The 13,161-nt window shown below is 65.9% G+C and carries 11 protein-coding genes; 3 read left to right on the forward strand and 8 right to left on the reverse strand.

All coding sequences use genetic code 11. From position 1 onward, the window contains the following. Positions 1 to 2: 2 nt before the first annotated feature. From ACROSR_RS07130 to ACROSR_RS07140, 3 genes are all read right to left on the reverse strand, one after another. The gene (locus ACROSR_RS07130) at positions 3 to 1,079 is read right to left on the reverse strand and encodes an ABC transporter ATP-binding protein (RefSeq protein WP_432683489.1); all 1,077 of its coding nucleotides are present in this window, start codon (positions 1,077 to 1,079) and stop codon (positions 3 to 5) included. 207 nt (positions 1,080 to 1,286) lie between these two features. Continuing rightward, positions 1,287 to 2,363, reverse strand: coding sequence for an ACR3 family arsenite efflux transporter (gene arsB / locus ACROSR_RS07135; protein ID WP_432683490.1), 1,077 nt, complete (start codon positions 2,361 to 2,363; stop codon positions 1,287 to 1,289). A 6-nt stretch (positions 2,364 to 2,369) separates the two neighbouring features. Beyond that, positions 2,370 to 2,750 carry an ArsR/SmtB family transcription factor gene (locus tag ACROSR_RS07140; protein ID WP_432683492.1) on the reverse strand — a complete coding sequence of 127 codons (381 nt, stop codon included), beginning with the start codon at positions 2,748 to 2,750 and terminating at the stop codon, positions 2,370 to 2,372. A gap of 201 nt (positions 2,751 to 2,951) precedes the next feature. Between ACROSR_RS07140 and ACROSR_RS07145 the strand changes: the two genes are divergently transcribed. The 3 genes from ACROSR_RS07145 (at position 2,952) to rnr (ending at position 6,822) form a co-directional block, all read left to right on the forward strand. Further along, positions 2,952 to 3,161 (forward strand): hypothetical protein, encoded by a 210-nt coding sequence (locus ACROSR_RS07145; RefSeq protein WP_432683494.1) that lies wholly within the window; start codon positions 2,952 to 2,954, stop codon positions 3,159 to 3,161. Positions 3,162 to 3,164: 3 nt separating this feature from the next. Beyond that, positions 3,165 to 4,058, forward strand: coding sequence for a cation diffusion facilitator family transporter (locus ACROSR_RS07150; RefSeq protein WP_432683496.1), 894 nt, complete (start codon positions 3,165 to 3,167; stop codon positions 4,056 to 4,058). A 505-nt stretch (positions 4,059 to 4,563) separates the two neighbouring features. After that, positions 4,564 to 6,822, forward strand: a complete 2,259-nt coding sequence (gene rnr / locus ACROSR_RS07155; RefSeq protein WP_432683498.1) for a ribonuclease R — start codon at positions 4,564 to 4,566, stop codon at positions 6,820 to 6,822. 226 nt (positions 6,823 to 7,048) lie between these two features. Here rnr and hflX read toward each other — a convergent pair whose 3' ends face one another. The 5 genes from hflX to ACROSR_RS07180 form a co-directional block, all read right to left on the reverse strand. After that, entirely contained in the window at positions 7,049 to 8,326 is a 1,278-nt protein-coding gene (hflX, locus tag ACROSR_RS07160) for a GTPase HflX (RefSeq protein ID WP_432683500.1), read from the reverse strand. Further along, positions 8,323 to 8,562, reverse strand: a complete 240-nt coding sequence (hfq, locus tag ACROSR_RS07165) for an RNA chaperone Hfq (protein ID WP_336419469.1) — start codon at positions 8,560 to 8,562, stop codon at positions 8,323 to 8,325. The genes hflX and hfq overlap by 4 nt, the downstream gene beginning before the upstream one ends. A 134-nt stretch (positions 8,563 to 8,696) precedes the next feature. Further along, a complete protein-coding gene (locus tag ACROSR_RS07170; RefSeq protein WP_432683503.1) occupies positions 8,697 to 10,220 on the reverse strand; it encodes a TrkH family potassium uptake protein in 1,524 nt (507 codons plus the stop codon). Between the two features lie 4 nt (positions 10,221 to 10,224). Beyond that, the gene (trkA, locus tag ACROSR_RS07175) at positions 10,225 to 11,604 is read right to left on the reverse strand and encodes a Trk system potassium transporter TrkA (protein WP_432683504.1); all 1,380 of its coding nucleotides are present in this window, start codon (positions 11,602 to 11,604) and stop codon (positions 10,225 to 10,227) included. Between the two features lie 97 nt (positions 11,605 to 11,701). Continuing rightward, a complete protein-coding gene (locus ACROSR_RS07180; RefSeq protein ID WP_432683506.1) occupies positions 11,702 to 13,150 on the reverse strand; it encodes a mannose-1-phosphate guanylyltransferase/mannose-6-phosphate isomerase in 1,449 nt (482 codons plus the stop codon). Positions 13,151 to 13,161: the final 11 nt, after the last annotated feature.

The following is a 13,161-nucleotide window of genomic DNA, read 5'->3' on the forward strand; positions in this document are numbered from 1 at the left end:
CGTCAGTCCTTCAGGACCTGGCCGACGCCAGGCGCGAAGGCCACGCCGACCTGCTGGCCCTCGTGCCAGTCCTGGGTCTGGCCGGGCGAATTCTGCTGGCGGATGACGAAGCGCCCGCCGTGGACCAGCTCGACATGGTAATGCGTGTCGGTGCCGACATAGATCACGTTGGCCAGCCGCCCCGACAGCATCGCATCCTCGGGCGGCTCCAGCGTGGCGTGTTCGGGGCGCACCGCCATGGTCACCGACCCGCCCGCCGCTTGCATGTTCTGGGCCGCGCGGCCCTCGACCTCTGCCCCGGAGGCCAGCCGCACGCGGGCCGCATCGCCGGTCGTGCCCAGCAGATCGACGGGCAGGAAGTTGGTATCGCCGATGAAATCTGCAACGAAGCGTTCGGCGGGGTGGATGTAGATGTCGCGCGGGCTGCCGATCTGGCGGATCTGGCCCGCGTTCATCACCGCGACGCGGTCGGACATGGTCAGCGCCTCGTCCTGGTCATGGGTGACGAAGATGAAGGTGATCCCGGTCTCGTGCTGCAGGCGCTTGAGTTCCAGCTGCATGTCCTTGCGCAGCTTGAAATCGAGCGCCGAGAGCGGCTCGTCCAGAAGCAGGACCTTGGGGCGCGGCGCGAGCGCGCGCGCCAGCGCCACGCGCTGTTGCTGGCCGCCCGAGATCTGGTCGGTAGTTCGGTCGGCCATCTCGGTCATGCGCACCAGATTCAGCATCTCGTCGACGGTGTCGGTCACCTCGCGTTTCGGCTTGCGTAGCATTTCCAGCCCAAAGGCGATGTTCTGCACCACCGTCATGTGCGGGAACAGCGCGTAGGACTGGAAGACGGTGTTGACGGGCCGCTTGTAAGGCGGGCGGGTCAGAAGATCCTCGCCGTCGAGCGTCACGCTGCCACGGCTGGGGTCGATGAACCCGGCGATGACGCGCAGCAACGTGGTCTTGCCGCAGCCGGACGGGCCCAGCAGGGTGAAGAACTCGTTGGAACTGATCGTGACCGATACGTCATCGAGCGCGGTAAAGGCGTCGGCACCGCTTCCGAATGTCTTGGTAACGTTTTCGATCTCGATCATCTGTCCAACCCGTACTTGGCGCTTCCTGCGCGACCACCAGCAAAGGAGCGGGCCCGTCGAATGTCAAGCCGGACAAGCGCAACACCGTCACGGCCGTATCGGCCGCGATGAAATCGACGCCGTGCGCCATCGCCCGCCGATGCCACGCCCCGGCGGATGCAACAGCATGATCGGGACAGACACCTGGGATGCGTCCCGCGCGCGATCTCAGGTCTGTTCCCTTGGTCGGGGCTTGCGGATGGCGGTTTCTTCGGCCGGGAACCAATGCGCCGTCCGATTGGCGAACCACACGAGCGACAGCATCACCGGAACCTCGACCAGCACGCCCACCACGGTCACCAGCGCCGCGATGGAGTTCAGACCGAACAGGCCGATGGCCACGGCGACCGCCAGTTCGAAGAAATTCGAGGTGCCGATCATCGCGCAGGGGGCGGCGACCTTGTGCGGCACCCGCCACGCCTTCGCGGCCCAATAGGCCACCGCGAAGATCCCGTAGGACTGGATCAAGAGCGGCACCGCGATCATCAAGATGACCAGCGGCCGGTTCAGGATCACCTCGCCCTGGAACCCGAACAGAAGCACCACCGTGGCGAGAAGCCCCAGCACCGACAGCGGTTTCACCCGCCCGGTGAAGGCGTCCACCGCCGCCTCGGCCTCGGCTTTCGTGGCCGCGCGGCGCGTCATCACCACCCGGGTGAGGATGCCGGCGATGAGCGGGATCACCACGTAAAGCCCGACCGACAGCACCAGCGTCGCCCAGGGCACCGAGATATCGGTGACCCCCAGCAGAAGCGCCACGATCGGCGCGAAGGCAAAGACCATGATCGCGTCGTTCAGCGACACCTGTGCCAGCGTGTAGTTGGGATCGCCCTTGGTCAGTTGCGACCATACGAACACCATCGCCGTGCAGGGCGCAGCCCCCAGCAGGATCATGCCGGCGATGTACTGCCCGGCGGTGCCCGGCGTGATGAACGGCGCGAAGATCCATTCGAAGAACACCACGCCGAGCGCGGCCATGGTGAACGGCTTGATCAGCCAGTTGACCGTCAGCGTGATCACCAGTCCCTTGGGCCGTTCATGGATTCGCGCCAGCGACGAGAAATCGACCGCCACCATCATCGGGTACACCATGAACCAGACCAGCACCGCGACCACGAAATTGACGGACCCGTATTCGAGGCTCGCCAGAAAATTCACGATCCCCGGTGCGACCTGGCCAAGGCCAAGCCCGGCGACGATCGCAAGCGCGACCCAGACAGAAAGATATCGTTCGAATACAGGCATGTGCGATCAGTCCTTCATGTTCGGATGGGGCTTCGCCGCGGGCGTGTCGGACGCGGTGACGGCGGCGCGTGGTTCGGGTGTGTAACAGGCTGCGACGGGCCGTCGGGTGTGCGCGGCCACCTCTGCCAGCAGCGTCCGAAGGGGTACGACCGCCTCGGGGTTGAGCGCATAGCAGATGCGCGGATGCTCGATCGTTCCGGTGATGACGCCGGCGGCCTTGAGGATGCGCAGGTGTTCGGAGACGGTGGATTGTGCAAGGCCGATCGCATCCACGATATCCCCGGCGATACACCCCTCGCGTGACATCAGAACCGTGACGATCTCGACCCGCACGGGATGCGCGAGTGCCTTGGCGACCGCCGCGATCTGCTCCGGTTCGCTTCGCATGGGGCGCGACCGGGGGTATGGCATCGAGGTTGGCATCCTGTCCTCTTTATCGACTTTTGACGATACTGGAATCGTTCATCGACGATATACGGTCAGACGTCAACCAAACCAGTGGCGCGGCGAGCCATCTCCCTGCCCGTCCGGGATACGGTGCCTTGCCGAGGTTGACGCCGCTTGCGGATACCAATGGCGCGTGTATGCATGGCGGATATGATACCGAGCACGCCATCTGCCTTTGCGGTGCTGATGCTCCTGCACCCGATGCACCGCCCGAGAAACGGTCAATATCTCAGTGTTTTCGGAGCGATGCCGCGGATTCATGCCCGACGGCTGGCCGCCGGCATGATCCGTGCTTTGAGTCTTGCCAGCCGCAACGCGCAGACCACCTATAAGTGGATGGAGTGGGAATAGCCCGTGCCCCATGATCATGCCCCCACACCGCCCGCCGATCTTGGCCCGGCCTTTCAATGGGCCGTCGGGCTGAATACCGTTTACGTCATCGTCGAGGTGGTTGCCGGAATTCTGACCGGGTCACTCGCACTGCTGGCCGATGCCGCGCATAACCTGACCGATGTGGCGGGGCTGCTGATCGCGTGGGGGGCTGCGGTGCTGGCCAGGCGCGCCGGAAGCGCCACCTACACCTTCGGATACGGTCGCGCGACGATCCTTGCGGCCATGCTGAACGCGACGGCAATCCTGATCGGCGTCGTCATTGTGATCTGGGAAGCCGCATGGCGGTTCCAGACCGTTGTCGAGGTTCCGGGACTGACGATTCTGCTGGTGGCGTTGGTCGGGATCGGGATAAACGCCGGTTCCGCGCTTCTGTTCATGAAATCGCAAAAGGACGACCTGAACGCCAAGGGCGCATTCCTGCACATGGCCGCCGATGCCGCCGTGTCGGGCGCGGTGGTACTCGCGGCGGCGGGAATCATGATGACCGGCTGGCACTGGCTCGACCCGGCCGTGGCGATCGCGGTCAGCCTGCTGATCGCCGTGACGGCATGGGGCCTATTGCGCGACTCGATGCGACTGGAGCTTGACGGCGTACCGCATGCGATCGACCGGGATGCCGTGGCCGACTGGCTGGCGGCACAGGACGGCGTCGAGGATGTGCACGATCTGCATATCTGGGCGCTGTCGACCACGCGCACGGCGCTGGCGGCGCATGTCGTCTGGCAGGGCGACGCCCCGGACACCTTTCTCGATCACGTCACCGACACGCTGGCGCATAACTTTGGCATCGACCACGCCACGATCCAGATCGAACGCGCGCCCTGCGGCGAAACCTGCGAGCCGGTCGGCACCTGATCCGATCAATCCCGAGGCTCGTGCAAGCGGCCGCAAGAGGTGACACGCGCAGAACTTCACAGGGCATCCGTACCATATCGCAACGGGTCATGGTCGGCGCGGGCGGGTCGCGGTGCGTGTCACGGCCCGCCAAGACGGGCCTAAGACACGGGCGAAGATGCGGCATCGGCCAAGGTGGACCCACCGACCCGCAGCCTGCGCCTGCCCGGAGGGTCACGTCGCCCGGATCCGACGGCGAAACGGCGATTCGACCCACATGGATGCCGCAGGAGCTGTGGCCCGTTCCATACGCCACGGCCGCAATCGAACACCCGTTCTCGAACACGCCGACGGGTGCAGGATGGCCCATGGCCGCAGCTTGCCATGACACGCCAACGCGACACCGGTTTTCATGTCAATGAATGGGGTTCGGGGCACAGGACTTGCTGCGATATCTTGCAATCCAAGGCAACCGGCCCCAGAATACCGGGATGACGCCCGGTTCGCGCCGTGATACGTCGTACAGATGAGTGACATGCCCAGCAAGGTCGAGATCCTGCAATGGATTTCGGACAACCCGACCCTCACCTCGAAACGTGACATCGCCAAGGCCTTCGGGATCAAGGGCGCGGCGCGAATCGACCTCAAGCGCCTGCTGAAGGAGCTCGAGGACGAGGGGCATTTGGAAAAGCGCCAGAAGACCTATCGCGATCCCGACCGCCTGCCCCCGGTCAGCGTGTTGCAGGTCTCTGACCAGACGCCGGATGGCGAGTTGTTGGCGCGGCCCCTCGAATGGCAGGGGACCGGGGTCGAACCTGTCGTGCTGATGCTGCCACGTGCCACGGACCCGGCCCTGGGACAGGGCGACCGCATCCTCGCGCGACTGCAAGAGGTCAAGGGCGAGGCGCATCACTACGAGGCGCGGCTGATCCGGCGGATCGGGGCCAATCCGCGCAAGGTGCTGGGGATCTTCCGCACCGGTGAGGAAGGCGGCCGCATCGTGCCCATCGACAAGGGCGACGGCAAGGAATGGCTGGTGCGCAGCGACGCGACGGGCGGCGCACGCGATGGCGAGCTTGTCGAGGCCGAACAGGCGGGGCCCAAGGGCCGGCTTGGCCTGCCGCGCGCACGGGTTCTCGACCGGCTGGGCGATCCGTCGGCGCCCAAGGCCGTCTCGTTGATCGCGATTCATCAGCACGGCATCCCGGACGAATTTCCCGATGACGTGATCGCCGAGGCGGACGCGATGACCCCTGCCGGTCTGGACGACCGCGAGGATCTGCGCAATCTGCCGCTGATCACGATCGACCCCTGGGACGCGCGCGACCATGACGACGCGATCTTCGCCAAGGCCGATGACGACCCTGAAAACGAGGGTGGCCACGTGATCTGGGTGGCCATCGCGGATGTGGCACAATACGTGCGCCCCGGTACGGCGCTGGATGCCGAGGCACGGCGGCGCGGCAATTCCAGCTATTTCCCGGACCGCGTGGTGCCGATGCTGCCCGACAGGTTGTCGGGCGACCTGTGTTCGCTGCACGAAGGGGTGCCGCGCGCCTGTCTTGCGGTGCGCATGCAGATCGACCGCAACGGCGAAAAGATCGGCCACCGTTTCGTGCGCGGGTTGATGCAATCCGCCGCATCGCTGACCTACCAGCAGGTGCAGGCAGCCGCGGATGGCGATCCGGACGCGGCCTGTGCCCCGCTGCTCGACGATGTGATCCGCCCGCTTTATTCCATGCATGCGGCGTTGCAAACGGCGCGCCACAATCGGCAGCCGCTGGATCTCGATCTGCCCGAGCGCAAGGTCGTGCTGAGCGACGAGGGCAAGGTCCTGTCGGTGAAGTTCGCCGATCGGCTGGAGGCACACAAGCTGATCGAGGAATGCATGGTTCTGGCCAACGTGGCCGCCGCCGAGACACTGGTGGCGCGCAAATCGCCGCTGCTGTTCCGGGTGCACGAGGAACCGACCCCGGAAAAGCTGGACACGCTGCGCGAGGTGGCCGAGGCGGCGGGGCTGGTGCTGGCCAAGGGGCAGGTCCTGCGGACCGCGCATCTCAACGCGCTGCTGGCTGCCGCGCGGGACACCGATCACTCAGAGGTGATCAACATGTCCACGCTGCGGGCGATGACACAGGCCTATTACGCGCCGCAGAATTTCGGGCATTTCGGCCTGTCATTGAGGGCCTACGCACATTTCACCTCGCCGATCCGGCGCTATGCCGACCTGATCGTGCATCGCGCGCTGATCTCGGCGCATGGCTGGGGCGAGGACGGGCTGAGTTCGGCAGAGGTCGAAAACCTCGATGCCACGGCGCAGCACATCTCGGAAACCGAACGCCGGTCCATGGTGGCCGAGCGCGACACCAACGACCGCTATCTCGCCGCCTTCCTGTCAGAGCGCGTCGGCGAAAGCTTCACCGGCAAGATCAGCGGCGTGGCCAAGTTCGGCGTATTCGTGCGCCTTGACGAGACAGGGGCCGACGGCCTGGTGCCCGTGCGCTCCCTCGGGCGCGAGTTCTTTCATTTCGACCGCGAGGCGGGCACGCTGATGGGGGCCGATACGGGCCTGACGATCGGTCTTGGACAGCGCGTGACCGTGAAGCTGGCCGAGGCCACGCCGGTCTCGGGCGGGATCGCGCTGGACCTTGTCAGCATCGAGGGCGAGACGATGCCCAAGGGCGGTCGCGGTGCGCGACGGGGCAAACCGCCGCAACGCAAGGTGGCCCAGGCCAAGCGCAAGGCGGCGAAGGCCAAGCGCAAGGTGGCGCGAAAACGCGGCTAGGCATGGGGGCGTCGGGCACGGCCTCACAGGCGTCCGTGCCCCCCCGGCAAACGGGGCTGGCGCATCTTCATGGTCCTGCGAACGGACCGCGCTTTGTCGCGCGGCAGCCTGGCCAACGGGCAAAATCCCGATGTCCTGTCCGCCGCGTGAACAGGCAATCGGGCTACGGTCACGCCGCTGCCTCTTGGCGCGGAGACGAGGCCGCGCAACAGGCGGCCACCCCGTCTCAGATATCGTTGAACTGCTCTTGCTGGCGCACAGACCACCGCACGGTCAACTCGAATCCGTCCTCGGTCTGTTGCTCGTGCTCGACGAGATCCTTCTCGTATAACCAAGCACGTTTGCGGCCCTCATCAAATGCAAGATGCACGTTGCTGACATGGCGCATCGCCGACAGGGCGTGCGAGATCGCCGTCACCAGATCCTCGACCCCCTGCCCGGTCACCGCCGACACCGCCTGCACATCGTCGAGCCGCGCGGCCTGTGTCAGTGTTGCGCCGCGCGCGGCTTCGTCCAGCCGGTCGATCTTGTTCCAGACCTCGATCTGCGGTGTCGTGTCCTTGACCCCCAGACTGTCCAGGATCGTTGCCACGTCGCGGGCTTGCGCCGCGGTCTCGGGATGCGAGATGTCGCGGACATGGCAGATCAGATCGGCCTCGAGCACCTCTTCCAGCGTGGCGCGGAAGGCCGCCACCAGTTCCGTGGGCAGATCGCTGATGAAGCCCACAGTGTCGCTCAGGATCACTTCCGGGCCGCCATGTGGCAACGCCACCCGGCGCATGGTGGGGTCGAGCGTGGCGAAAAGCATGTCCTCGACCATGACATCGGCCCCGGTGAGGTGATTGAACAGGGTGGACTTGCCGGCATTCGTGTACCCGACGAGGGCCACGATGGGGAACGGCACCTTGGCGCGCGCGGCCCGGTGCAGGGTGCGGGTCTTGGCCACCTTGTCCAGCTGGCGGCGCAGGCGGACGAGCTGCTCGTCGATGGCGCGGCGGTCGGCCTCGATCTGCGTCTCGCCGGGGCCGCCGACAAAACCCAGCCCGCCGCGCTGCCGCTCGAGATGGGTCCAGGCGCGCACCAGACGGGTGCGCTGATAGCTGAGCGCGGCCATCTCGACCTGCAGCACACCTTCTCGCGTGGCGGCGCGGTCGCTGAAGATCTCGAGGATCAGCCCGGTGCGGTCCAGTACCTTGACGTCCCATGCGCGTTCCAGGTTGCGCTGCTGCACGGGGCTGAGCGGGCCGTCGACCACCACGAGGTCGGCCTCGGCCTCATCGATCGCCGCTTTCAGCTCCTCGCGCTTGCCCTTGCCGAACAGCCGGCCCGCATCGGGCTTGCGCAGCCGCACGATCTGCTCGCCGACGACCTTCAGATCAGGCAGCGCCTGCGCCAGCGACACCGCCTCGGCAAGGCCGAGGTCGGGATCGCGGTCACGATGATCGGTGGCGATATCGGGGTGGACGACCCAGGCGCGCGTCGTTCGGCGTGCGGTTTCCCTCACGTCGCCTCGTCGCCGTCATACAGGTTCACGGGTTGCGACGGCATGATTGTCGAAACGGCATGTTTGTAGACCAGTTGCGATTGACCGTCACGGCGCAGCAGAATGCAGAAATTATCGAACCAGGTGATCACACCCTGCAACTTTACCCCGTTGATCAGGAAGACCGTCACCGGGATCTTTGTCTTGCGCACCTGATTGAGAAATGCGTCCTGCAAATTTTGTCGATCAGAAGCCATTCGTTACCCTGCCTTTTTTCTTGCACGTGCCGCATTCGGGCACGCTCTGCAAAAACTTGCCCGGTACGAGTATGTCTTGCCGACGCCGGAGTTTCCAGCCAAAAATCTTGCCGCCTCGCTCGGCGGGCCCTGCCTCAGTCGCGCCAGATGGACGGATTGAAAAGCGCGATCAGGGCAAGCGTCTCCAGCCGTCCCAGCACCATCGCTGCCGCGTAGGCCAGCTTGGCCCCGGTCGTCAGTTGCACAAGGCGGATCGGCTCTTCGCTGGCCGCATGGATCAGCGGGCCCGTGGTCGACAAACCCGACAGTGCGAGGATCAGGGCGGACTCGAAGCTCTGGCCGGCCAACGCAAGCACCGCGGTAAGCACGGTCAAGGTCAACGCGAACAGCATGAAGAAGATCCACGCGATATACGCCCCCTGCCGCCGGATGCGCCGCCCCGGACCCGAGGCACGCCCCACCGATGAGGGGTGGATCAATCGCTCGACCTCGCGCTGACCGTGCAGATAAAGCGCATAGACTCGAAGCAGCTTGACCCCGCCGGCCGTGGTGGCGACGCCGCCGCCCACCATCGCAAGGCCCATCAGGATCAGCCCCGGTGTCCGCAATCCGGACCAGTCACGGGCGGCCTGCCAGTCCGCGCTTTCGAACCCCGCGGTCGACAGAAACGACAACACCGTGAAGGTCGCGCCCCAAAAGGCCCGCAGCGCCTGTGCGATATCGTCGGGGTCCGACACCTCCAGCGCCGCGATCCAGTGCCGCAGAAACAGCAGCAGCGGCACGACGCCGACAATCGTCAGCGCCAGCCGGAATTCGGGGTCCCTGAACACGCCCTCGGGCACCGTCGATACGGTATCGGAAGAAAAGGTCAGACGGGTCAGCGCGAAGATGAGAAAGACGAAGATCGCCACTTCGCCCAACAACCCGGCCGCGCCGTTCTGCACGCCGCCGACGGACGAGATGCCGCTTGTCGCAAGGGTCGACATCGCATGTACCGCCGCGACGAAAGCCCGTTCACCATTCGCCATGAGCAGCACCCAGAGCAGCAGGGTCAGGCCCGCATAGATCGGCACCAGCGTCAGCGTGACCTGCGACAGTCGCCGCGCCGGGCTGGCGCGCTGGAACCGGCCCAGACGTGCATCGTCCTGCCCGGGTTCGGCGCGGACCGTGACCTCGAATCCCCCCAGGCTCAGCGGGGCCAGAACCGCCGATGCGGAAATCCAGATCAGCAGCCCGCCGGCCCATCCGACAAGCGCCCGCCACAGGTGCAGGCTGTCCACAAGCCGCCCCGGCGCCCCGAAGAACGTGGCGCCCGTCGTGGTGAAGCTCGACACCATCTCGACATAGGCATTGAGATAGGTGGTGGTCTTCAGGCCCTCGTAGAAGGGCAGCGCAAGGTAGAGCGGCAACAGGATATAGGCCATGAGAAGCGCGGCGAGGTTCTGCGTATCGCTCATGTCGCGCGCCGAGCCACGCCCCGACATCGCCAGCCCGATCATCAGGAAGGTGGCAAGCCCCAGCAGGCCGGAATAGAAAAACGCGCGCGCAACGCTGGTATCGTCGCGCATCAGCGCGTCAAGCGCCGGCAGGAACATCATCAGCGCCGCGAGACCGGCGAGGATCAGGATGAGGGGAAAGCTCAGAAGCCGGGCGAACATCGGATCAGAAATAATCGATCGAGACCTGAAGCATCTTCTCGACCGCCGCCACATCGGCCGCGAGCGCGAAGATCACGATCACGTCCCCCGCCTCGATGCGCAGGCCGCCGCGCGGCTTCCTGATCCTGTCGCCCGTCTTGACGCCGCCCACCAGCACGCCTTCGGGAAAGTCGATATCGCGCAGCGTGGCCCCCGCGATCGAGGATGTGGACAGAACCTCGGCCTCGATCACCTCGGCCTCGGCATCACCGATCGAATAGACGCTGCGCACCTTTCCGCGCCGTATGTGGCGCAGGATCGAGCTGACCGTGGTGGCGCGCGGGTTGATGTAGGCGTCGATGTTCAACGGATCGAGCAGCGATACCATGGTGGGATCGTTCACCAGCGAGATGGCAAAGGGGCACCCTTCGGACTTGGCGCGCACGGCGGCCAGCATGTTGGTCTTGTCGTCATCGGTCACCGCGAGCACGGCATCGGCCCGCGCGATCCCCGCCTCCGTCAGGATCGCCGTGTTGAGCCCGTCACCGTTGAGCACGATGGTCCGTTCCAGCGTATCGGCCGCACGTTCGGCCCGGGCGCGGTTCATCTCGATCACCTTGGTGCGGACGCGCCCGCCGGGGCGCGCCTCTAGCGCCTGCGCCACGGCCAGCCCGATATTGCCGCCGCCGACGATCACCACACGGTCCTGCCGCTTCTGCGCCTTGCCGAACACGTCCAGCATGCGCGGGACATCCTCGACCGGCGCGAAGAGGTAGCACGCGTCCCCCTCGAACAGCTGGTCGCCGGGCTCGGGCGAAAAGAGCCGCCCTTCGCGCCGCACCGCCAGCACCACGACCCGAAGCGTCGAGAACAGATCGCTCAACTGCCGCAGCGGCGTGTTGAGCACCGGGCAATCCTCGGCCAGGCGCAGGCCGATCAGGCGCGCGGTCCCGCCCATGAAGGTCTCGGTGTCGAACGCGGCGGGGGCCGCCAGGCGTTGCAGCGCGGCCTGCGCGACCTCGCGTTCGGGGCTGATGACCACGTCGATGGGCAGGTGATCGCGCCGGTAGAGATCGGAGTAGATCGCATCGAGATAGGATTGGCTGCGCAGCCGCGCGATCTTGCGCCGGATGTCGAAGACCGAATGCGCGACCTGACAGGTCACCATGTTGACCTCGTCGGAATAGGTCGCGGCGATGATCATGTCGGCGTCACGCGCGCCGGCGCGATCCAGAACATCCGGATACGAGGCAAAGCCGGTGATGCCCTGAACGTCCAGCGTGTCCGTCGCCCGGCGCACCAGATCGGGATTATTGTCCACGACGGTGACGTCGTTACGCTCGCCCGAAAGATGCCGCGCGATCTGCCATCCCACCTGGCCGGCACCGCAGATGATGACCTTCATGTCGCTCGCCCCAGCCTGACCGGTATCCGGGCATGGCAGACGGGTTTGTCGCGGTCAATTGCTTTGTCCACCCGCGACGTTGACGGGCGCCGGGCGATCATCCCTTCGCGCCCTGGCCGCGGGCGTAAATGTCGTCATAGCGGGTGATATCGTCCTCGCCCAGATAGCTGCCGGTTTGTACCTCTATCAGCACCATCGGCACCTTGCCGGGATTCTCCATCCGGTGCACCGCTCCGAGCGGGATATAGACGGACTGGTTTTCGCTCAGCAGCCGCACCTCGTCATCTATGGTGACGCGTGCAGTACCGGCCACCACGATCCAGTGTTCCGAGCGGTGGTGATGGCTTTGCAGCGACAGTGCCGCGCCGGGATGGACATGGATCCGCTTTACCTGAAAGCGCCCGCCCAGGGCCAGGCTCTCGAACCAGCCCCACGGGCGGTAGTCACGCGGCAGCGTCTCGGCCTGCTTGGCGCCTTGCGCCTTCAGCGCAACGACGGCCTGTTTCACGTCCTGGGCCCGGTCCTTGTGGGCGACCAGAACCGCGTCCGGCATGGCGACCGCGATGATATCCTGCAGGCCGATGCCGACCAGCGCCTGCTGCGGGTCTTCGGCGCGCAACAGGCTGCCGGTGCAGTCGATGGCCGTGGCCGGTCCGCCGGTGACCACCCCGGCCGCGTCCGGACCGCTTTCGCGCCAGACCGCGTCCCAGCCGCCCAGATCGGACCATGCGCCACCGTATGGAACGACCGTCAGGTTACGGGCCTTTTCCATCACCGCGTAGTCGATCGAGATATCGGCGCACTCGGCCCAAGCCGCCGGATCGAGCCGCAGGAAATGCAGATCACGCTCGGCGCGATCGACGGCACGGGTCACTGCGGCGAACATCTCGGGCTGATGCACCTCGAACGCGGCGAGGATCGCGTCGGTGGAAAACAGGAAGATACCGGCGTTCCAAAGATGCATGCCACCGGCAAGAAGCTCTTGCGCCGTGACCGCGTCCGGTTTTTCGACAAACCCCTTGAGCGGTTGTGGCACGGGCGCGAAATCGGTCTCGGGCATCTGACTGAGCGCAAGCCAGCCATAGCCCGTCTCTGGCCGGTCGGGACGAATGCCGAAGGTCACGAGCTGCCCGGCCTCGGCCGCGGGCACGGCCGCCTGCACAGCGGCGCGAAACGCCTCTTCGTCCGGGATCACGTGATCGGACGGGGCCACCAGCATCAGCGCGCCCGGTGCGCGCGCGTGCAATTCCAGCGCAGCGGCAAGGATCGCGGGGGCGGTGTTGCGCCCCTCGGGTTCGATCAGCGTTGCCTCGGCGGCAATCTCGGCCCCGGCCAACTGCTCGGTCACGACAAAGCGGTAATCGGCCCCGGTGATCACCGACGGCGCCGCAAAGCCCGGCCCCGACAGCCGGCGCGCCGACGCCTGAAACAGGCTCTCCTCGCCGGTCAGCTTGGTGAACTGCTTGGGATAGCTCTTGCGCGAGAGCGGCCAGAGCCGCGTGCCCGAGCCGCCACACAGCAGCAGCGGGTGAATGTCCTGAGCCATGTGCGCGCCCC

This window comes from Roseovarius tibetensis (assembly GCF_050896375.1).
Taxonomy (GTDB): Bacteria; Pseudomonadota; Alphaproteobacteria; order Rhodobacterales; family Rhodobacteraceae; genus Roseovarius; species Roseovarius tibetensis.